The sequence below is a fragment of the Streptomyces sp. NPDC051452 genome (genome assembly GCF_044454765.1).
In the GTDB taxonomy this organism is placed as follows: domain Bacteria; phylum Actinomycetota; class Actinomycetes; order Streptomycetales; family Streptomycetaceae; genus Streptomyces.
Window position 1 is genome coordinate 50669 of record NZ_JBITEB010000003.1, and the last position, 22015, is coordinate 72683.

The 22015-nt window shown below is 74.1% G+C and carries 13 protein-coding genes; 4 read left to right on the top strand and 9 right to left on the bottom strand.

The features are described 5' to 3' along the window. Nucleotides 1–4 precede the first annotated feature (4 nt). Nucleotides 5–1273 (bottom strand): glycosyltransferase 87 family protein, encoded by a 1269-nt coding sequence (locus ACIBA9_RS09615; RefSeq protein ID WP_399361345.1) that lies wholly within the window; start codon nt 1271–1273, stop codon nt 5–7. A 250-nt stretch (nt 1274–1523) separates the two neighbouring features. Between ACIBA9_RS09615 and ACIBA9_RS09620 the strand changes: the two genes are divergently transcribed. Beyond that, nucleotides 1524–3164 (top strand): glycosyltransferase family 39 protein, encoded by a 1641-nt coding sequence (locus tag ACIBA9_RS09620; RefSeq protein ID WP_399361347.1) that lies wholly within the window; start codon nt 1524–1526, stop codon nt 3162–3164. On the opposite strand, the gene ACIBA9_RS09625 is transcribed toward ACIBA9_RS09620, so the two are convergent. Continuing rightward, nucleotides 3112–3606 (bottom strand): MarR family winged helix-turn-helix transcriptional regulator, encoded by a 495-nt coding sequence (locus tag ACIBA9_RS09625; protein ID WP_399361349.1) that lies wholly within the window; start codon nt 3604–3606, stop codon nt 3112–3114. The genes ACIBA9_RS09620 and ACIBA9_RS09625 overlap by 53 nt on opposite strands. Nucleotides 3607–3731: 125 nt before the next feature. Between ACIBA9_RS09625 and ACIBA9_RS09630 the strand changes: the two genes are divergently transcribed. After that, complete coding sequence (locus tag ACIBA9_RS09630) at nt 3732–4145, top strand: organic hydroperoxide resistance protein (RefSeq protein WP_362154659.1); 414 nt, start codon at nt 3732–3734, stop codon at nt 4143–4145. A 52-nt stretch (nt 4146–4197) separates the two neighbouring features. On the opposite strand, the gene ACIBA9_RS09635 is transcribed toward ACIBA9_RS09630, so the two are convergent. The 7 genes from ACIBA9_RS09635 to ACIBA9_RS09665 form a co-directional block, all read right to left on the bottom strand. Next, a complete protein-coding gene (locus tag ACIBA9_RS09635) occupies nt 4198–6402 on the bottom strand; it encodes a CDP-glycerol glycerophosphotransferase family protein (RefSeq protein ID WP_399361351.1) in 2205 nt (734 codons plus the stop codon). A gap of 6 nt (nt 6403–6408) precedes the next feature. Then, nucleotides 6409–8610, bottom strand: coding sequence for a CDP-glycerol glycerophosphotransferase family protein (locus tag ACIBA9_RS09640; protein ID WP_399361353.1), 2202 nt, complete (start codon nt 8608–8610; stop codon nt 6409–6411). 125 nt (nt 8611–8735) lie between these two features. Continuing rightward, a complete protein-coding gene (locus ACIBA9_RS09645) occupies nt 8736–10976 on the bottom strand; it encodes a CDP-glycerol glycerophosphotransferase family protein (protein ID WP_399361355.1) in 2241 nt (746 codons plus the stop codon). A gap of 154 nt (nt 10977–11130) precedes the next feature. Beyond that, nucleotides 11131–12042 (bottom strand): carbohydrate ABC transporter permease, encoded by a 912-nt coding sequence (locus ACIBA9_RS09650; protein WP_399361357.1) that lies wholly within the window; start codon nt 12040–12042, stop codon nt 11131–11133. Continuing rightward, nucleotides 12039–13382: a carbohydrate ABC transporter permease gene (locus tag ACIBA9_RS09655; RefSeq protein ID WP_399361359.1), complete on the bottom strand. Its 1344-nt coding sequence runs from the start codon at nt 13380–13382 to the stop codon at nt 12039–12041. Before ACIBA9_RS09655 ends, ACIBA9_RS09650 begins: the two co-directional genes overlap by 4 nt. A gap of 7 nt (nt 13383–13389) precedes the next feature. Next, nucleotides 13390–14769 (bottom strand): ABC transporter substrate-binding protein, encoded by a 1380-nt coding sequence (locus ACIBA9_RS09660; protein ID WP_399361361.1) that lies wholly within the window; start codon nt 14767–14769, stop codon nt 13390–13392. Between the two features lie 348 nt (nt 14770–15117). Beyond that, complete coding sequence (locus ACIBA9_RS09665) at nt 15118–18579, bottom strand: FHA domain-containing protein (protein WP_399361363.1); 3462 nt, start codon at nt 18577–18579, stop codon at nt 15118–15120. A 362-nt stretch (nt 18580–18941) separates the two neighbouring features. Here ACIBA9_RS09665 and ACIBA9_RS09670 point away from each other — a divergent pair, with 362 nt between their 5' ends. After that, nucleotides 18942–20630: a protein kinase gene (locus ACIBA9_RS09670; protein WP_399361365.1), complete on the top strand. Its 1689-nt coding sequence runs from the start codon at nt 18942–18944 to the stop codon at nt 20628–20630. A 140-nt stretch (nt 20631–20770) separates the two neighbouring features. Beyond that, on the top strand, nt 20771–21997 hold the full coding sequence (locus tag ACIBA9_RS09675) for a serine/threonine-protein kinase (RefSeq protein ID WP_399361367.1): 1227 nt from the start codon (nt 20771–20773) through the stop codon (nt 21995–21997). Nucleotides 21998–22015 lie beyond the last annotated feature (18 nt).

Sequence of the window (22015 nt, forward strand, 5' to 3'; positions counted from 1 at the left end):
CGCGTCAGGAGACGCCCACCGCCCGGTCGGGGACGCGGCCGGCGTCGGGACGGACGGCCGGTGGCTCGTCTTCTCCGGCCGGCGGGCGCGTGGCCCGCCACAACCGGACCAGGGACAGCACCGCCGCGGCCGCCAGCAGCGTGTTGCGCGCCAGCATCAGCAGACAGCCGGTCCAACTGCCTGCGATCACCTCGCGGTAGCACATGGGGTACGCCACCGTGCTCAGCGCGCACGCCGCCAGGATCAGCACCGCCACCGGCCGCTGCGCCGTGCACCGCGAGGTCAGGCACACGGCGGCGAGCCCCACCAGCCAGACCATGTACTGCGGGCTGATGACCCGGCTGGTGACCGTGAACAGCAGCACCGCGCTCAGCGCCGCGTCGTACGGCGTGGCCTCGTTCCACCGGCGCGCCCGCACCCGCCACAGCACCAGCGTCCCGAAGGCGGCCGCCGTCAGCGCCAGGGAGACGGTCGCGACGGTGTGCACATACGGCCCCACCAGTTCGATCGCGCCGTACTGGTAGTGGGGCCGGCCGCTCCAGCCGGCATGCCGCGCGAGGTTGAGCACCGTACCGCCGAGCGACTCGATCTGGACCCCGCGCCCGCCCTGCTCGCGCAGGAAGGCCAGCGGGCCGGTGAAGAAGACGGCGAACACGCCGAGGGAGAAGGTCCCTGCGGCCGTCGCCCAAGCCCACGCCGTACGGGTCGGCCGGGCCGGCGGGGTGCCCAGCAGCACCAGGGCCGGCCACATCTTCACCAGCGCGCCCAGCGCCCCGAACACCCCGCCCGCGCGCGGGGACCGCGACAGGGTCAGCAGGGAGAGGACCGCCAGTCCGGTGACCTCCACGTCGTAGCGGGCGAGCGGGAGGTGCAGCAGCAGTGGCAGACCGCCCGTCCACAGGGCCGCGCCGAGCAGACTGCGGCCGGACCGGGTGCCGGTGCGGATCAGCGCCGCCGCGATCGCCGCGTCCGTGGCCAGCGTCAGCGTCACGAAGGCCTGAAAGTACGTCAGTCCCGGCAGCAGGCCCGGCGCGAGCAGCACCGCGCCCGCGCCCGGCGGGTACTGCCACAAGGTGTCGTGCGCCGGGAAGGCGCCGTGCGCGAGGACGCCGTACCAGCGGAAGTACAGCCGCGACACCTCGTGGGCCACCGACCCGCCGCCCAGCAGCGGGGCGCTGTCGTGCAGGAGCAGCCACAGCATCACGGCGCGGGTGGTGAACCAGAGGACGGTGAGGGCGAGGACCGGGCCGGGGGTGACACGGAGGCGGTTCATCACATGGGAGCGTAAGCCGTGCGGATGGTGTATCCATGCCGATACGCCGTCAAAGTGCGGCAAAGGTTGGCTAATCGCAAAAGATCGGGCCGTGGTGAACGTCGGGCTTCCTGTGAAACCGCACTCGCGCCGGACGGCTGGAGCGGCAGCCGTCGCCTCTGCCGATACCGATACCGATACACGTACAACGACGCAGACGCCGAAGGGTGCGCCCAAAGGCCTTGCCACGCGGGCCCGCCGTCCCGCCGCCGTGGGGGTACCCGCCCTGGTGATGCTGGTGATCGGGCTGTGGGGGCTCGACCGGGGCGGGATATGGCGCGACGAGGCCGTCACCTTCCAGGTCGGGCGCCGCACGGTGCCCCAGATCTGGCGGCTGCTGCACGGTGTGGACGCGGTGCACGGCCTGTACTACCTCCTCATGCACGCCGTCCTCGCCGTCCACCCCGGCGAGGTCGTCCTGCGGCTTCCGTCGGTGGCCGCGGCGGCGGTGACGGCCGGCCTGGTGGCCGCCCTGGGTACCCGTCTCGTCAGGCCGCGCGTCGGTCTGTGGGCCGGGCTGCTCTACGCCGTCACGCCGATGGCCGGCCACTACGCCCAGGAGGGACGCTCCTACGCACTGGTTGCGGCCGGGGCCACCGGCGCGACGGTACTTCTCGTGCGAGCCGTACGTCATACGCGGCAGGCGCGGGGCCCGCGGGACGCGAGGGAGGTACGGGGCGCGCGCGGCGGCTCCTGGTGCGCCTACGGCGTCGTACTCGCCCTCACCTGCTGGCTGCACGAGTTCGCGGTCCTGCTGCTGCTCGCCCACGCGGTGTCGCTGTTGCTCGCCCGCGCCGGGACGCGGGTGTGGCGGCAGTGGGGGCGGGTGTCCGGCGCCGTCGTCCTCTCCCTGCTGCCGATGATCGTGCTGTCACGGGCGCAGGCGGCCCAGGTCGCCTGGCTGCGCCGGCCCACGGCGGACACGGCGGACGGGGTCTCGCGAGCGTTCCTGGGGTCGGTGCCGGGGGTGTACTGGGTCTGTCTCGGGTTCGCTCTGGTGGCACTGGCGGGGCTGGTGGGACGGCGGGGGGAACTCACCTGCGCGGGGGTGGCGCTGCCGCTGACCGTGGTGCCGCCGGGGGTGCTGATGCTGGTGTCCCAGGTGTCGCCGCTGTACGTCGACCGATACGTGCTGTACGCGCTGAGCGGGGCCCCGCTGCTGGTGGCCTGCGGCGCCGAGCGGGTGGCCGGGGCCCTGCGGCGGCTGCGGCCCGGCGGCGCCGGCACGCCCGGCCCGCTCCGCTCCGGCGGCGACGGTGCCCCCGCCTTCCTGTGGTCCGTGCCGGGCGGCCCTTCCCGGCCGCCCCGCCTCGGCGGGCGGTTCCGGCTGGTCACGTGGGCCGGGGTGCTGGGCGTCGTGCTGGTGCTGCATCAGCAGTTCGCCCTCCTGCGGGCCGACCGTGACCCCGGGCGCCGGCCCGACGACCTGGCCGCCGTCTCGCGGATCGCCGCGCGGCGGCTCGCGCCCGGGGACCCGATGCTGTTCCTGCCGGCCCAGACGCGGAACGTGGCGATCGCCTACCCGAGGGCGTTCCGGGGGGCGCGTGACGTGGCTCTGGTGGAGGGGGCCGCCGCGTCCGGGACGCTGTACGGGCGCGAGGCCGGGCCCGGTGAACTGCGCCGGAGGCTGGCCCGGCTGGACCGGGTCTGGGTCGTCGCCGACCCGCGGCTGCTCGCCGGTCGCTGGACCCCGTCCCAGCCCGCCGAGCGCATCAAACTCGCCGTGCTGGAAGGGGAGTTCACAAGGCGCGAGGAGGCCGCGCGGGGCGGGCTGACCGTACGGCTGTACGTCCGCAGGCTCAGCGCGCCGACCGTGCTTCGGACGCCGCCGCCGCGTCCAGCGCGGTGGTGAGCTGATCGAGCCGCTCCCGCAGGTCGCCGATCTCCGCCGGGTCGAAGCCGGTGGCCGCCGCGATCCGGCGTGGCACCTCGCGGGCCCGCTCGCGCAGCCCGGCGCCCTCCTCGGTGAGCCGCACCCACACCGACCGCTCGTCGCGCGCGCTGCGCTCGCGCCGGACGAGACCGGCTCCTTCCAGCCGCTTCACCAGCGGTGACAGCGTGCCGGAGTCGAGCCGTAGCCGTTCGCCGAGCTTCTTCACGGGCAGGTCGCCCTGTTCCCACAGCACCAGCATCACCAGGTACTGCGGATAGGTGAGCCCCAGGTCCTTGAGGATCACGCGGTAGACGCCGTTGAAGGCGCGGGAGGCGGCGTGCAGCGAGAAGCAGACCTGGCTGTCCAGGCGGAGCCAGTCGGCGCCGGCGGCGGCGGTCTGCGGGGTCGGCGAGGGGGTCATGACCCCAGGATAGCTCCCATCGCACCATTCAGTTGTGCACAACTTAATTGTGTGCTCTACTCGTAGTCGCGACGGACCGCGAACCGAGTCCGCGACGCACCGCATACCGAGAGGGATGGTCTTCCATGGACGCGCTCTACACCGCTGTCGCCACCGCAACCCACGGCCGTGACGGCCGTGCCGTCTCCTCCGACGGCAGGATCGACCTCAAGCTGGCCCCGCCGGCGGAGCTGGGCGGCAACGGCGAGGGCACCAACCCCGAGCAGCTCTTCGCCGCCGGTTACGCGGCCTGCTTCGGCAGCGCCCTCGGACTGGTCGGACGCCAGGCGAAGGTCGACGTCAGCGACGCGGCGGTGACCGCCGAGGTCGGCATAGGCAAGCAGGGCGAGGGCTTCGGGCTCAAGGTCACCCTGCGCGTCGAGCTGCCCGACACCGTGGACGAGGCGACCGGCCGCAAGCTGGTCGAGACCGCCCACCAGGTCTGCCCGTACTCCAACGCCACCCGCGGCAACATCGAGGTCGACCTCGTCATCGAGTAACACCGGGGCGACGCGACGGACCGGCCGGCGCCCAGCGCCGGCCGGTCGTCCCTCACGCCGAGGTCAGTACGTCCCGGCCCGCGCTCTGCCCCGGCAGCCGGATGTCGGCGCCGGGCATGTCCTCGCCCAGCAGCAGGGTCCGTACGACCCGCTCGGCGGCCCGACCGTCCTCGAACTCGCAGAACCGGCTGCGGAACTTCGCCCGCAGCCGCGCCGACTCCTCGTCCCGCCACGAGCCCGACGCGAACAGCCACGCCAGTTCCCGGTAGGAACCGGCGACATGGCCCGGCGGCTCGGCCGTGATGTCCACGTAGGTGCCCCGGCTCGCGGTGTACGCGGGCCAGTCGTCGGCGTGCACCACGATCGGCCGGTCCAGGTTGGCGTAGTCGAACATCACGGACGAGTAGTCGGTGACCAGCACGTCCGCCGCGAGCAGCACGTCCTCCAGGTGCGGCTCGTCGGTCGCGTCGACGACGATCCCGCGCCGGGCCAGCTCGGACAGGCCCATGCCCCGCGCGGGGCCGGTGGCCAGGGAGGGATGCAGCCGCACCACCAGGGTGTGCCCCTCGCCGAGGTCGGCCGCGAACCGGGCCGGATCCAGCCGTTCCACGTATCCGCCGCGGCGATAGTCCCGCCGGGTCGGCGCGTACAGCACGACCGTGTGGTCCCGCGGAATGCCGTGCCGCCGCCGGAAGTCGCCGGCGCCGCCGTTCACCAGCACGTCGTTGCGCGGGCTGCCGCTGCGCACCGAGGTGAAGTGGCACGGATAGGCCCGCTCCCAGACCAGCTCCGCATGGCGGCTGGCGACCAGGCTGTAGTCCCAGCGGTCGGCCCGGCGCAGCATCTGCGGTACGTCGAAGCCGAGCCGGGCGCCGGGCTTGTCCAGCAGATCGGCGCCCAGGTACTTCAACGGCGTGCCCTGGTGGGTGTGGATGTGCACGCTGCCGGGCCGCTTGGCGAGGGAACCGGGCCAGTTAACGTCGTTGACGAAGAACTTCGCCCGTGCGGTGACCTCCAGATAGCGCCGGGAGCCCATGATCACGTGCTCCACGTCGGGCGGCAGCTGCCCGGCGGCCTCCGCGTCCCGCACCACCCACACCCCACGCAGATGCGGGGCGATCTCCCGCGCCGCCCGGTAGACGGCCGCCGGGTCGCCGAGCATGCCCCGGTGCGAGGACGCCGAGTACACCACGAGGTTCTCGTCCAGCGGACGGCACCGGTGCAGCGCCGCCCAGCCGCCGCGCAGCCGCGCGGCCACCGCCCGGCCGCCCAGGCCGGCCCGCCGGGCCGCCTCCCGACCGGCCCGCGCCGCCTGCCGCTTGACCTGGTAGGCCGCCCAGGTGCCGCCCAGCACGGCCACCTCGCCGTCCACCAGGGCCGCCGCGGGCCGGTGCTCGCGGAACATCCGCGCCGTACGCCGGAAGAACTCGGCCTTGTCGGCGGGCGGCAGCCGGTCCGGCTTGGCCAGGATGTCCAGACAGTGCTCGCCCATCTTGCGGTGCAGGTAGGGCAGCCAGCCGGAGAGCTCCGGTCGCCGGTCCACGAAGGCGAAGACCCGCTCGTACTGGTCGTGGATGTCGAAGTGCTTGCGGCTGGTGGTGGACAGGATGTTGCCCTGCCGGCGCTGCCGGTAGTTCAGGCAGATCCGGTCCAGGGTGGCGATCCGCCCGGCGCTGAGCATGACCGGGAAGGTCCAGGGGGTGTCCTCGTAGTAGCCGGGCGGGAACTCGAATCCGTTCTCGGCGACGAACTCCCGCCGGTAGACCTTGTTCCACACCACCATCAGCAGGTCGAGGATCCGCGGGTACTGCGCGGCCGTGAACGTGTCGTCCCCGGCCTCGGCGAGGACGTCGGCGAGCGCGTTGCGCCGCGTACCGCCCCACCAGTAGGTGCGCGCGTAGTCGAAGACCAGCACATCGGGGTCCCGCGCCTCGGCCAGCCGGTCGGCGACGGCCCGCAGCGCGCCCGGGGTGAGGGTGTCGTCGCTGTCCAGGAAGAACAGGTAGTCACCCCTGGCCCCGGGCATACCCGCGTTACGGGCCCGGCCGAGGCCCACGTTCTCCGGCAGGTGCAGCACCCGCACGCGCCGGTCCCGGGCGGCGTACTCGTCGAGGATCGCGCCGCAGCCGTCCGGGGAGCAGTCGTCCACGGCGATCAGCTCGAAGTCGTCGAAGGACTGGGCCAGCACCGAGTCCAGACACTCGCGCAGGAAGCCCTGCACCTTGAAGCAGGGCACGATCACACTGAAGCGGGGCACGGCGGGTCAGCTCCTGACGAGAGTCGCGGCGGCGGGGGCGGGGACGCGTTCGGCGAGCGGGATCACCGGCGGGAGCGCCTCCGGCGGCTCGCCGAGCAGTACCCGCCGTACCACGCGCTCGGCGGCCCGCCCGTCGTCGAACGCGCAGAACCGCTCGCGGAACGCGGCCCGCAGCGCGGCGGCCTCCGGGCCGGCGTAGGAGCCGTCGCGGAAGACGGCCGCCAGCTCCTCGGGGGTGCGGGCGACGGGACCCGGAGGCTCGGCCGGCAGGTCGAAGTACACGCCCCGGGTCTCCCGGTAGACGTCCCAGTCGTCGGCGTACACGACGATCGGCCGGTCCAGGTTGGCGTAGTCGAACATGATCGACGAGTAGTCCGTGACCAGCGCGTCCGCGGCCAGGCACACGTCCTCCGAGGAGCGGTGCGCGGTCACGTCGATGATCCGGTCCGAGCTTTGGGAACAGCCCAGGTCGTAGAAGTAGTGGGCCCGCAGCAGCACGACGACGTCCTCCCCGGCCGCCGCGCAGAACGCCTCCAGGTCCAGGCCGGCCTCGAAGCCGGTGTGGTGGTCGCGGTGGGTCGGCGCGTACAGGACGGCCGTCTTACCCTCCGGGACGCCCAGCTCGCGCCGGATGCGCAGGACGTCCTCGGCGGTCGCCGTGCAGTAGACGTCGTTGCGCGGATAGCCGTACTCCAGCTGCTCGTAGGAGCCGGGGAAGGCGCGCTCCCACATCTGGGTGGAGTGGGGGTTGGACGACAGATTGAAGTCCCAGCGGTCCACCCGGCCCAGCAGCTTGGTGAAACTGCCGGACTGCGCCGCGACCACCGGGTACGTCGACTGGTCCACGCCCATCGTCTTCAGCGGGGTGCCGTGCTGGGTCTGCAGATGCACGCTGCCGGGCCGTTTGACGACGCCCTCGGCGAAGTTGGCGTTGTTGATCAGGTATCTCGCGCGGGCCAGCACCTCCCAGTAGCGGCGGGAGCCGATCACCGCGTGCTCGACGTCCTTCGGCAGCGCGGCGACCTGGTCGGCCTCCACCAGGAACACCGACCGGATGTGCGGGGCCAGCTCACGGGCCTTGGCGTGGATCGCGGCCGGGTTGCAGGCGTAGCCGCGGCCCCAGTAGGCGCAGTACACCGCGAGCTGCGGATCGAGGGGGCGGCGCAGGTCACGGGCGTAGCGCAGCCGGGTGCGCAGCATGCGCGGGCGGCTCGGCAGCGCGGCCCGGCGCCCGGCCGCCCGGTTGACTCCGCGCAGCGCGCGGAAGGCGGTGTACGCGCCCGTCGCCAGCAGCCGGTGCTGCACGCCCAGACTGCCGCCCGGCGCCCGGTGGCCGCTCGGCCGGTGCTGGCGGTAGAGCCGGCCGGCCCGGCGGAAGAACGCCCGGTGCCGGGACGGCAGCCGCTCCGGCCGGGACGCCGTCTTCAGCACCACGGCGAACAGCTGCTCGAACAGCGGCCCGGTCCGCTGGCTGGGCAGGCCCCGCTCGGCCGCCCGCGTCAGCACCAGGTCCACCTGGTCCAGCAGGGCGTGCTGGTGCGGCCCCGGCAGATTGAGCCGGCTGCCCTGCCGGCGCAGCCGATGCCGTACGACGACCCGGCGCAGCACCGCGATCCGCTCGGCGGCGAGCGTGGTCAGCCCGCCCCAGCCGAGGTCGGTGAAGTGGCTCTCGGGAAAAGCCAGTTCGTGCTCGGTGAGGAAGCCGCGGCGGTAGACGGCGCTCCACGCCGGCAGCTGCACACCGGTCAGCCCCGGCAGCTCGCCAGGGGCGAACGGGCCCTTGGGGGCCTTGGCGAGCAGTGGGGCGGCCGGGTTCGTCGTCTCGCCTTCCCACCAGGGGACGCGCTCGTGCTCGACGTACAGCACGTCCACGCCGCCGGTCTCGGTCAGCCGGATGTCCAGTGCCGCGAGCGCGCCCGGCAGCAGCAGGTCGTCACCGTCGAGGAACAGCAGATAGGTGCCGGTCGCCGCCCGCATCCCGGCGTTGCGTGCCCCGCTCAGACCGGCGGACGGCGGGGAGTGGACCGGTGTCACCCGGGAGTCCCGCTCGGCGTACCCGGCGGCGAGCGCGGCGGCCGGGGCGTCGGGGGCGTCGCAGACCGGGATCAGCTGCAGGTCGGCGAAGGACTGGCCGAGGACCGAGTCCAGCGCCTGGGACAGCCGGCCGGTGACCCCGTGGGACGGGACGATGATGCTGAAGCGGGGCATTCTGTTCTTTCTGTCGTCTTGCGGACGCGGCCGGGCCGTCCCGCCGGACGCCAGGTGGACGGCCGGCTCGGGGTGGGCCGCGTCGAGCCGATGGGCATGGGAACTCCCGGAAGGACCAACGGTGTTCAGCGGCTGTCGGTGACGGGGCGGGGGCGGGAAGGTTGCGGCACGGTGGCCGACGGGGCGCGCACCGCCGCCGGCGCGGCCGGGGGCACCGGCCCGGGTCCGGCCGGCGGCACGACCTTCGCCGGTCCCTCCGTCCCGCCCGGCACCACCCGCCGTACGACCCGCTCGGCGGCGTGGCCGTCGTCGTACGGGCAGAACCGCTCCCGGAACACCGCCCGCAGCCGGGCCGAGCCCGGGCCGCACCAGTGACCGCCGGTGAAGATGTCGACCAGTTCGTCCTCGTCGCGCGCCACCGCGCCCGGCGGGAAGGCCCGCACGTCGAAGTAGGTGCCACGGGAGACCTCGTACGCCTCCCAGTCCGCGCAGTGCACGACGATCGGCCGGTCCAGGGCGGCGTAGTCGAACATGATCGAGGCGTAGTCGGTGAGCAGCGCGTCGGAGGCCAGGCACAGCGACTCCACGTTCGGCCGGTCGCCGACGTCGATGATCCGCGGACCCGCGCCGAGCCATCCGCCCTGCCCGGGGTGGGGGCGGGCCAGGATCACGAAGCGCGGGCCCAGACGGTCCGAGACCCGCTCCAGGTCCAGCGGCGGCAGCTGGGTCCTGCGGTGGTCGCGGTACGTGGGCGCGTACAGGATCGCCACCGCCCCCTCGGGGACGCCGAGCGACTCGCGCAGCCGGGCCACGTCCGCCTGCGTCGCCCGCCGGAAGACGTCGTTGCGCGGGGAGCCGTACTCCAGGGTCGTGTAGCCGCCCGGGAAGACCCGCTCCCAGACGAGGGTGGAGTGCCGGTTGCCGGACAGGACGTAGTCCCACTGGTCCACCTCCCGCAGCAGCGCCCCGAAGTCGGTGTCCCGGGCGGCGGCCGGACGCTCCAGCAGGTCGAGGCCCATGTGCTTGAGCGGGGTGCCCTGCCGGGTCTGGACGAAGACCTGGCCGGGGCGCTTGCGCAGCGCGCGCCCGAAGCCGGCGTCGCTCACCAGGTACCTGGAGCGGGCCAGCGCCGTCCAGTAGGCCGCCGTGCCGGAGCGCAGCCGCCGCGAGTCCGGCAGGGCGGTGTCCCGCTGCCCGGAGCCGGCGACCCAGGCGGTGCGGATGTGCGGGGCGTGCGCGTGGAACGCCTCCTCCAGCGCGCCCGGATCACCGCGTCCCCAGGAGGCGGCGAACACCGCCCGGTCGGCGCGCACCGGAAGCCGCGACTGGACGCGGTAGTGCAGCCGGAGCGCGCCCGCGCGCAGGGCGCGGGCCAGCTTCACCGCCGCCCTCCCCACGCGGCGGCGGACGGCCGAGGCCAGCCGGAGCACCCGGAACGTGCGGTGCAGTCCGTGGCGGACCAGGGCGTGCCGCGGCCGCAGGCGCGTCCCCGGCACCCGGTGGCGCCGGCAGTGGGCGCGGGCCCGGCGCAGGAAGGCGCGGTGGCTGCCGCGCGGCAACCGGCCCCGCCGGGTGAACACCACGGCGAAGTGGTCGACCATGCGGCGGTACAACTCCCCTCGCCAACAGTGCAGTTCGGGACGCTCCTCGACGTACGCGAACACCCGGTCGTACTGCTCGAAGAGGTCGAAGTGCCGGGTGCTGGTGGTGCCCAGGATGTTTCCCTGCCGGCGTTGCCGGTAGTGCACGCACACCCGGTCCAGGGTGGCGATCGACTCCGCCGTCAGCAGCACCGGGAAGGTCCAGGGGGTGTCCTCGTAGTAGCCGGGCGGGAAGGCGAAGCCGTGCTCCTCGACGAACTCCCGCCGGCAGGCCTTGTTCCACGCCACCATCAGCACCCCGAGCAGCTCCGGCCGGTCCGCCAGCCGGAAGGGTGCCGGGCCCCGCTCGGCGAGCCGTCCGGCGAGCTGGTTGCGGACCGTCCGGCCGTCCCAGTAGGTGCGCGCGTAGTCGTAGACCAGGACGTCCGGCTCGCCGGTCTCCTCGATCCGGTCGGCGATGGCCCGCAGCGCGCCGGGTGCGAGCGTGTCGTCGCTGTCGAGGAAGACCAGGTAGTCGCCACCCGCCTCGGCCAGCCCCGCGTTCCTGGCCCGGCCGAGCCCCAGGTTCTGATCCAGGTGCAGGGGCTTCACACGCGCGTCCCGGGCCGCGAACTCGTCGATGATCACCCCGCACGCGTCCGGCGAGCAGTCGTCCACGGCGATCAGTTCGAGATCGGCACACGACTGCGTGAGCACCGACTCCAGGCACTCGGAGAGATACGCCTGGACCTTGTACGCGGGGACGATGACACTGAACCGGGGCATGGTGCATCCATGGGTCGGCCGACGCGGGCGTTCTGCCCGGGAACGGCCGATGGAGTGAATTGGTTACGCCCCGTACGGCATGTGGGGGACGCCCGGTGAACGCCGGGGGGCGGGCCGTCACCGCCCGCCCCCCGAGGTTCCCTGCGCGCCTCGCCTACTTGACCGCGCCCGCCATCACTCCCGACACGAACTGCCGCTGGAACGCGAAGAACACCGCCAGCGGGATCACCATCGAGATGAACGCGCCCGGCGCCAGCACGTCGATGTTGTTGCCGAACTGCCGTACCTGCGTCTGCAGGGCGACCGTGATCGGCTGGGTGCCCGACTTGGTGAACACCAGCGCGACCAGCATGTCGTTCCACACCCACAGGAACTGGAAGATGCCGAGGCTGGCGATCGCCGGGCCGCCCAGCGGCAGCACCACCCGGGCGAACAAGCGCAGTTCACCGGCGCCGTCCAGCCGGGCCGCCTCCAGCAGCTCCCGGGGGATCTCCGCGAAGAAGTTCCGCAGCAGGAACACCGCGAACGGCAGACCGAAGCCGGTGTGGAACAGGATCACCCCGAGGATCGTCCCGAACAGGCCGACCTTGCCGAACAGTTCGGCGATCGGGATCAGCGCCACCTGCACCGGCACCACCAGCAGGCTCACCACGCCGAGGAACCACCAGTCGCGGCCCGGGAACTCCATCCACGCGAACGCGTAGCCCGCGAGGGCGCCGATCGCGACGACCAGGACGGTGGCCGGCACCGTGATCAGTACCGTGTTCACCAGGGAGTGGGTGATGTCACCGTTCTCCAGCAGCTTGCGGTAGCTGTCGACGGTGAGCTCGGACGGCTTCGAGAACACCGTCCACCAGCCGTGCGCGCTCATGTCCTCGGGCGTGCGCAGCGAGGAGATGAGCAGGCCGATGGTCGGCACCAGCCAGAACAGGCCCACCAGGACGAGGAACACACGGACCAGCCCGCCGTTCAGCGCACCGGTGATCCTCGCGCCGAGCGACCGACCGGTCCTCGCCGTCGACCCGGCGGGCGACGCCTTCCCGACCCTCGACACGGTCGCCGTCATCGCCGCACCTCCCGCCTGAGCCTACGGATGTTGAACAGCATCACCGGGATCACCAGCAGCAGCAGGAACACCGCGATCGCGCTCGCGACACCGGGCCGCCCCTCCGCGAAGCCCTTGCGGTACAGCTCCAGGGCGAGCACGTTAGCGTCGTCCTGCGAGGAACCGGGCGCGATGATGTAGACCAGGTCGAACACCTTCAGCACATTGATCATCAGCGTGACGGTGACCACCGCCAGGACCGGGGCGAGCAGCGGCACGGTGACCTTCCGGAACACCTGCCACTCGCTGGCGCCGTCCACCCGGGCCGCCTCCAGCAGTTCCCGGGGCACACCCGCGAGCCCGGCCGCGATCAGCACCATCGCGAAGCCCGCCCACATCCACACGTACGCCCCGATGACGGCCGGGGTGACCAGCGTCGGGCCGAGCCAGTCGAGACCGTGGTACGGCTCCGCGAAATTGCTCCCCGGAAGCCTGAGCCGGGCCCCGTCCGCCGCAGCGGGGAGGCTGAAGGTTCCGTCACCGGCCGCCTGTGTCGAGGCCACGACCCTGCCGTCCTTCACCGCCTCGATCCGCATCCCGGCATAACCCGGTTCGGACGGATCGGGGGCGCCCAGCCTTCCGACGCCCTTGCCGCGGGTGAAGTCCTGCCAGGTGGTGCCCGTGACCCTGCCCGGCTCCGCCCGGGCGGCCACCGCCTTGCGCACGCCGTCCGGCAGCTGGTCCGGCGCGACGCCGACGAGCGGCAGCGCGACCGGATGTCCGGCGTGCACCGTCGCCCTGGTGACGAAGCCCCCGCCCTGTGCCACGAGCGGCGAGTCACGGCCCGGGTGGGCCTTCGGGAACGCCGACGACCGCGCGAAGGTGTCGTGGACGCCCACCCACACGGCGTTGGCGACACCCTTGTCCGGGTCCTGGTCGTACACCAGCCGGAAGATGATCCCGGCCGCCAGCATCGAGATCGCCATCGGCATGAAGACGACCAGCTTGAACGCCGTGCCCCAGCGCACCCGTTCGGTCAGCACCGCGAAGATCAGGCCCAGCGCGGTGGAGACCGTGGGCGCGAACACCACCCAGATCACGTTGTTCTTCAGCGCGGTGCGGATGCCGTCGTCGGTGAAGAGGGTCTTGTAGTTGTCGACCCCCGCGAATCCGTCACCCGAGTTGTCGTAGAGACTGCGGACGACGGAGTACCCGATCGGGTAGACCACGAGCGCGCCGAGCAGCACCAGGGCGGGCAGCAGGAAGAGGGCTGCCACCACCTTGCGGGTGCCGGTCACGCTCTTGCGGCTCCTCGGTGCGGCGGGGCCCGGCGGGGCCCCGGCCGCCGCTGCCGACGTCATCGCCGGATCAGCTTCCGTTCCCGTAGGCCGCCGCCGCGTCCTTCTCCAGCCTGGCCTGGGCGCCCGCCACGTCCTTCGGGTTCTTCAGGAAGTCCTGGAGGTCCTTCCACTCGCCCTTGCCGGGGGTGCCGCCGAAGGCCTGCGGGGCCTGGTCGGACATGTCGAAGCGGAAGTCGTCGCCGGAGGAGATCAGCGCCTTGGCGATGGTGCGCTGCACCGCGTTCGGATAGGCCGAGTCCGGCACGTTCTTGTTCGGCGAGAGGTAGCCGCCCAGCTTCGCCTGGATGGTCGCCGCGTCCGGGGAGGCCAGGAAGGTGGCCAGGGCCTGCGCCGCCTTGGAGTCCTTCAGGATCACCGCCGCGTCACCACCGGAGACCACCGGCGCGGACGAGCCCACCGCCGGGAACGGGAACACCTTCGCGTCCGTGCCCACCTTCGCCTTGGTGTCGCCGATGTTGACCTGCGCGAAGTCGCCCTCGTAGACCATCGCGGCCTTCGGCTGCTCGCCGCCGGTGAAGGTCTGCGTGACCGAGGCCGGGAACTCCGTCTGCAGCGCGCCGTCCGCACCGCCCGCCACGAAATTCTTCTTGCCCCAGACCTGGGCGAGCGTCGTCAGGGCCCGCTTCACCGACGGATCGGTCCACTTGATCTTGTGCTGGGCGAGCTGGTCGTACTTCTCCGGACCGGCCTGGGACAGATAGACGTTCTCGAACCAGTCCGTCAGCGTCCAGCCGTCGGCGCCGCCGACCGAGAACGGGGTGACCCCGGAGTCGTACACCGCCTGCGCGGCGCTCAGCAGCTCCGGCCAGCTCTTGGGCTCCTTGGCGCCCGCGTTCTCGAACGCCTTGGCGTTGTACCAGATCAGCGACTTGTTGGCCGCCTTGTAGTAGACGCCGTACTGCTTGCCGCCGACGCTGCCGATGTCCTGCCAGCCCTGCGAGTAGTTCTTCCGCAGCTCCGCCAGCGCGTCCGCGCCGAGCGGCTTGGCCCACTTCTTCTCCACGGCCTGCTTGATCGCGCCCGGCTGGGGCAGCAGCGCCACGTCCGGCGGCTGACCGCCCGCGATCTTCGAGCCGAGGAAGTTGATGATCGGGTCCTGGGCGGGCACGAACGTCACCTTCGCGCCGGTGCGCTTCTCGAACTCGGCCAGGACCTTCTTGAAGTTCGCCTGTTCGGTGCCGGTCCAGACGGCGGCGACCTCCAGGTGCGCGCCGTCCAGCTTCGGCAGGGTGACGGTGGAGCCGGTCGGACCGGTGCTCTTGTCCCCGGTCTCCTTCTTGTCGTTGTCGCCGCTGGAGCAGGCGGAGAGCGCGAGCGCCCCCGTGAGCAGGGCGGCGAGCGCGGTGACGCCCCTGTGGGTTCGAATGGTGCCGCACTTGCTGTGCATCACTTCCCCGTTCGTCGTTCTCCGTTGAACGCTGTTGAACGTCAGAACTCTGTCCCGTGCGGTCCGGTCTACGCCGGGCCGTGCGAGGGCGGCAAGAGCGCCTGCGCCGTCCGACGGGCGATCGTGACCGGCTCGTGATCGAGGAGGTATGCGGCCCGGAAAACACGCGCCGCGGGGCGTGTGCCGAGGGGCGCGGCGGGTACCTGTGCCGGAACGCGCTTGTGCCGTCGGCCGGGTCGGCCGGGTCGGCGCCAAGGCCTTTCCCTCGGATCGGGCCGGCCGGGATCGTGGCGCCGCGACCCGGTGAGGTGCGGAAGAAAGGCCCTGGAGCAGGCCGGAAGAGAGGCCCTAGAGCAGGGAGGGCACCTCCACCGCCGAGACCTGCCGGGCCGCGCGCTCCACCGCGCTCGCCAGCAGGGCCAGGTCGGTCGGTCCGTTGCCCAGCTCCCGCACGGGCCGGCGGGTCGGGGGGTCGCCCATGCGCTGCCACTCCAGCGGGACGACCGTGGGCCGCTGGGTCGCGGTGCGCGGGATACGGCCCGCGACCCGGCCCGCCTGGAAGTCGGTGACCCGGCCGTCCGCGCAACGCAACCGCCCACGCCCCGGCGCCGGTTCGTCCGGCCCCGGCCCGGGGACGTCCAGGGTGACCCGCAGACCGGCCCGGCGCGCCGGTTCCGACTCGTCCGTATGGCCGCCGCTGCCGGCCGCCGCCACCAGGTGCACGCCGAGCCGGGCGCCCTCCCGGGCGACCGCCTCCAGCGCCCGCATCACGGACCCTGCGGCGGGCCGGCCCGGTGAGCCGAGCGGCGGGGACACCAGCGCGTCCAGATCGTCGACGACGACCACGAGCCGGGGCAGCGGCGGCGTTGCCTCGGCCCGCTGCCGGGCCGCCGCGCCCGGCCGCAGCCGCAGGGTGGAGCTGGGCGGGGTCTCTATGTCCCCGGTGGCGGACGTGCGCTGGGCGACGATCCGGCCGGGCACCGTCCGCCCGGCGTGCCACTCGGCGAAGTCCGCACGGCCCAGCAGTTCGGCCCGCCGCTTCAGCTCGGCGCTCAGCGACTGCGCGAACTCCCGCATCCGCACCGGGTCGTTGGCGGCCAGGTGGGTGGTGACATGCGGTATGTCGGTGCATACCCGCAGGCCTTCGTCGCGTCCGGCGCCGGCGCCCACCCCGTCCCGGCCGTCGATCAGCACGATGCCCAGCCGGTCGGGCCGTTCGGCGGCGGCCAGCGAGGCGACCACGGCCCGCAGCAGTTCGGTACGACCGCTGCCCGCCGGGCCCTCGACCAGCAGATGCGGGCCGTCGGCCACCAGATCGGCGGTGAGCGGCCCGCGCGGACCGGCCCCCAGCACCGCCCGGGCCCGGCCGCCCAGCGCCTCGGCGTCGTCCGCCGCGTCCGCCCAGCGCGCCATCAGTGACGCCGGAGTGGCCCGGGCCAGCCCCAGCTCGTCCAGCAGCCGTGCCGAACGCGGCAACGGGGTGGCCACCCGCGCGTGCCGCTCGCCGGCGGGTGCGTCCGGGCGCAGCGGCGCCAGCGCCCGCGCGAACCGCTCCGCCCAGGCGGCGGAGACCGCGTCCACGGCGGCGACCGTGCCGGCACCGAAGGGACCGCTCGGCGCCACCCGCATCAGATGCACCGCGGCGGCGACGTCCCCGCCGAGCAGCGCCACGGCACCGCAGTGCCGGAACGTCGGCGTCGCCTCGCACGCGGCCTCGTACGTCCGGTCCACGGGGGACGCGGGCGAGGCCGGCTCGGTCTCGGCGAGGCACACCACATGGATCCCGGCCCGCGGCCCGGCCACGGCCAGCCGCGCGAGGGCGTCCCGCAGCGCGGCCCCACCGGGGTCGCCGTCCACCACGACCACGACGTAGGGCCCGGCGAACCCGCCGCCCGGGACGCCGGCCGCGTCGTCTCTGGCCCAGGAGGGGCGTCGGCCGGGCGCGGCGGACGGGTCGGCGCCGCCCGGGGCGGGCGTGACGGGGTGCTGCGGTGCGGCGGCCGCGGCCGACCGGTCCGGGACGGAGGCCGGGGCGGGACGGGCCGCGCTCCTGCCCGTGGCCGCGTGGTCGTCTATCCGGCGCAGCAGCTCCTCCGCGCGGGCCGCCGCCTGTTCACGGTCGTAGGCGAGCAGCAGGCGGCAACCCTGGCCGTGGTTCGGCCTGACGTGCGGGAGCCAGCCCAGCCAGGACCACTCGGCCGCGCGCTCCTCCACCGGACGCGTGCGGTCCGCGCTGATCAGCACGATCTCCAGCAGATCGGGGGAGTGCAGCGCGGCGAGCTGGGCCAGCACCGCGCGGGCCAGCCCGGACAGCCGGGGGCGCGGTCCGGCCAGGCCCAGCGAGCCCGCCTCGCGCAGCGCCGCCGTCACCGGTACGGCGGGCAGCGGGCCCGAGCCGTCCGGCGCGCCCCGGTCGGCCGTGCCGAGCCGCACGGTCAGCGCTTCGGGGTGGCCGGGCTCCCGCTCCCACAGCCGGGGCCCGGGGCCCAGCGCGGTCAGCAGCAGCGCCGCCGGGTCCGGCCAGGTCTCCGGCTGGCGCGCGAGGCCGGGCGCCGGCGCCTCGGCGACGCGGGCCGACTCGTCCTCGTACCCCTCCTCGCCGGCCGGGTGCTCCGCGCGCCCTCCGGCCAGCCGCCGTGCCCACGCGCCGAGCCCGCGCCGGCGCGGGCCCTGCGCGGCCTCGGCCTCGCCGCTCCCGGCCGCCGTGCGGCGCTGGTCCCCGGGCAGCCCACCGACCCCGAAACGCCCCGCGTGGGTATCCCCACCGAAGGCCTCCGTGCCTGCCGGGCGCCGCTCGATACTGGGCGCCACGGCCTGCCCCGGCACCACCGAGGCGAGCCCCCGCGGCCCCTCGGCACCACCGGAGCCGATCCCGCCCCGCCCCTCGAAGGCCCCTCCGGCTTCCTCCGCGCGGGCCATCGGGGCTCGGGCCGCACCGCCACCACCCGCAACCGCCGACGGCGCTTGCGCCCCGCCGGGGCCACCCGCACCGGACGACGGCGGCCGCACGGGCGGTGCGGGCGGCGCGGGCGGAAACCCGGACCCGGCCGGAGGCCGGCCACCCCCCAGCGCACCCGGACCCGAACCGGCACCCGGACCGGCCTCGCCGCCCCGGGTCCCCCCGCCGCCCGCAAGGGCGACCCGCACGCTCCCCTCCCCGTCCGCCACCGTCCGCACCCGCGCCCCGGGCCCCCCGGACGGAGTAACGCGCAACGCGGACTCGCCGATCCGCAACAGCGCCCCCGCGGGGAACCACACCGCCCGCTCGCCCACGCGCGTGCCGTCGAGGACCGTCCCGTTGGTCGAGCCCAGGTCGGCCACCGAGACGCGCCCGTCGGCGGCGACGGTGACCGCGCAGTGCAGCCGGGACACGTCGGGATCGTCCAGCGGGACGTCGGCCTCGGCGGAGCGGCCCACGGTGATGCGGCCGCCGTGCAGCAGATGGACCCCGCCCGCGTCCGGACCGGCGACCACGTGCAGCTGGGTCGGCGCGTCGTCAAGCTCGGGGTGCGGCTCGGGGGCGGCGGGGGCGCCGAGGGACAGGACGGCGCCGTCGACCAGCGGGGGCTCGCCGAGGGTGCTGCGGCGCGGATCCAGCCGGTCCGCGCCGGCGTACAGCACCACGGGGGCGCCGCCCGCGTCACGGCCGGTGCCGCCCTCGCCGGCGCCGGTGACCGCCCCGGCCAGTGCCGAGGCGACCGCGGCCAGGTCCGTGCCCGTGGGCGCCGTGACCAGCACGTCGCGGCTCGCGGCGCGGCCCCGCTGCGGGGGCTGGCCGAGCGGGTCTACGACGGTCAGCCGGATCTGCATCGGCGTCAGCGGTCCCTTCTGCGCGGGTCTGCGCGGGCGCGGACTTCCCCCCACCCCACACGAGCACGTCGGCCAGTACTGGGAGGCATCCTTGCACCTGCCACCGACAACGCGCCCGGCACCCGGTGACAAGTGATCTTGATTGGTCGGCTCTGCCCCCAAAAGTGCCTGACAGGTGCGGCCCGCGCGATCAGTTGAGATCGGTCACGTCCGCCCCCGGCAACCACGGGACCGGACCCAGCGTCTTTCCTTCGAACATGCTCGGGAACGCATACGTAGTGCTCTGAGGCACGGCACTACAGTGGGTCGGAACACCGGAATGCGGAAAAGCAAGCATCAGCAAGCAGCAGGGAGCGCGTGACGTGCGGCCAGTCGGCAGCAAGTACCTGCTTGAGGAGCCGCTCGGACGCGGCGCCACAGGCACCGTCTGGCGTGCCCGCCAGCGCGAGGCCGCGGGCGCGGAGGCGGCCGTGGCGGGCCAGCCCGGGGAGACGGTCGCGATCAAGGTCCTCAAGGAGGAGCTGGCGAGCGACCCGGACATCGTGATGCGCTTCCTGCGCGAGCGCTCCGTCCTGCTGCGCCTCACCCACCCGAACATCGTCCGGGTCCGCGACCTGGTCGTCGAGGGTGATCTGCTGGCCCTGGTCATGGACCTCGTCGACGGCCCCGACCTGCACCGCTACCTGCGCGAGAACGGCCCCTTCAGCCCCGTCGCGGCCGCGCTGCTGACCGCGCAGATCGCCGACGCGCTCGCCGCGAGCCACGCCGACGGCGTGGTCCACCGCGATCTGAAGCCCGCCAACGTGCTGCTGCGGCAGTACGACGGCCGGATGCACCCGATGCTGACCGACTTCGGCATCGCCCGCCTCGCCGACTCCCCGGGCCTGACCCGCACCCACGAGTTCGTCGGCACGCCCGCGTACATCGCGCCCGAATCCGCGGAGGGCCGCCCGCAGACCTCCGCCGTCGACATCTACGGCGCCGGCATCCTGCTCTACGAGCTGGTCACCGGCCGCCCGCCGTTCTCCGGCGGCACCGCGCTCGAGGTCCTGCACCAGCACCTGAGCGCCGAGCCGCGCCGGCCCTCCACCGTGCCGGACCCGCTGTGGACGGTCATAGAGCGCTGTCTGCGCAAGTCGCCGGAGCAGCGGCCCAGCGCCGAGAACCTGGCGCGCGGCCTGCGGGTCGTCGCCGAGGGCGTCGGGGTGCACGCCAACGCCGCCCAGATCGCCGCCGCCGAGGGGGTTGGCGCCCTGCTCGCCCCGGACCCCGACCCGGCTGCCGTACCGGGCGTGCCCGGCGCCGCCGACCCCACCCAGGTGCTGCCGACGAACGCGCCGCCCGGGGGATACGACCCGAACGCCGCCACCAGCTTCCTGCCGCACACCGGCGGCCCGGCCGGCGCCGCCGACCCCACCGCCGTCCTGCCGAACACCGGCGCCGCGGACCCCACCGCGGTCCTGCCGCCGATGCCGCAGGGACAGCCCGGCGCTCAGGGGCAGCCCGACCAGCCGCACCCCTGGCAGTCCCAGCTGCGCGCCGCCCGCGACCGCAACGAGCAGACGCAGATCCAGTACCTCGACCCGAACGAGGACCCGCTGCGCCGCCGCCCCCAGCGGCAGGTGGCCCGGCCCCAGCAGCAACCGCGCCAGACCCCGCAGGGCCACCCCCGGCAGGCGCAGCCGCGTGGCCGGCAGCAGCAGGCCCCGGCCGGGTACGGCTATCCACAGCAGCAGCAGCCCCAGCAGTACGCCCCGCGGCAGCAGCCCCAGCGGTACGCGCCGCCCGCCCCGGAGCCGCAGCGGCCCGCGCGGGAGCCCCGGGAGCCCCGGCGGCGCAGCGCCAGCCCGATGAAGATCCCCGGCCTCGGCTGTCTCAAGGGCTGCCTGTTCACGATCGTCATCCTGATCGTGGCCGGCTGGCTGGTCTGGGAGCTGACCCCGTTGCAGCACTGGATCGGCACGGGCAAGGGCTACTGGGACCAGCTGAGCGAGTGGGGCGGCAAGGCGGCCCACTGGATCAAGAACCTGGCCGGCTCTTCCGGCAACTGAAACCGATCGGGCGAAGTACCGGAAACCGCTCGCCGGTTTGGGGATTTGTCGACATCTGGCGGGTGATTTCCGTCTCCGCGGTGAAGGTTGGCTCGTCGGACGCGTAGTTTTAACGACAACACGCGTCTGTAGGAGCAGCCTTGGCACGGAAGATCGGCAGCCGGTACACCGCGAACCAGATCCTGGGGCGGGGCAGTGCCGGCACGGTGTGGCTGGGCGAGGGGCCGGAGGGCCCCGTCGCCGTCAAGCTGCTGCGCGAGGACCTCGCCTCCGACCAGGAACTCGTCGGACGCTTCGTCCAGGAGCGCACCGCCCTGCTCGGCCTGGAGCACCCGCACATCGTCTCCGTGCGCGACCTGGTCGTCGACGGCAACGACCTCGCCCTGGTCATGGACCTGGTCCGGGGCACCGACCTGCGCACTCGGCTGGAGCGGGAGCGGCGCCTCGCCCCCGAGGCGGCCGTGGCGATCGTCGCCGACGTCGCCGACGCGCTCGCCGCGGCCCACGCGGCCGGGGTCGTCCACCGGGACGTCAAGCCGGAGAACGTGCTGCTGGACATGCAGGGCCCGCTCGGACCCGGTGGCGCGCACCCGGCGCTGCTGACCGACTTCGGGGTCGCCAAGCTGATCGACTCGCCGAAGCGGACGCGCGCCACGAAGATCATCGGAACGCCGGACTACCTCGCCCCGGAGATCGTCGAGGGGCTGCCGCCGCGCGCCGCCGTGGACATCTACGCCCTGGCGACGGTCCTGTACGAGCTGCTGGCCGGCTTCACGCCGTTCGGCGGCGGACACCCGGGCGCGGTGCTGCGCCGGCACGTCACGGAGACCGTCGTCCCGCTCCCCGGCATCCCCGAGGAGCTGTGGCAGCTGCTCGTGCAGTGCCTCGCCAAGGCGCCCGCCTCCCGGCTGCGGGCCTCGGAGCTGGCGGCGCGGCTGCGGGAGCAGCTGCCGACGCTGACCGGCATACCGCCGCTGGACGTGGACGAGCCGGACGTCTCCGAGGAGGCGGCGGACCAGCCTGCGCCGTCCGCCCCGGCCGGCGCCGAGCCGGTACGCCGGCGCGGGGCCGTCTCCCTGGTCCCGGGCGCCAAGCCGGACTCCAACCGGGACACGCACACCTCGATGCGGGTTCCGGGGCCCGACGAGCTGGCGGGCGGCGCCCACGGGACCGCTCGCGTCCCCCGGGCCGCCGGTGAGCCCCGGCCGGGCTCGGCACGGCACCGGGCGGTCGTGCGGCGCCGCCGGATCACGCTGGGCGTGGCCGGGGTGGCCCTGGCGGCGGCCGTGGGCGTAGGCGCCTGGCTGGCCTCCTCCGACGGCGGCGACCAGCCGGCCCAGGACACCCACAGCACGTCCGCGCCCTGACCGCCCGGGCGGCCCGCC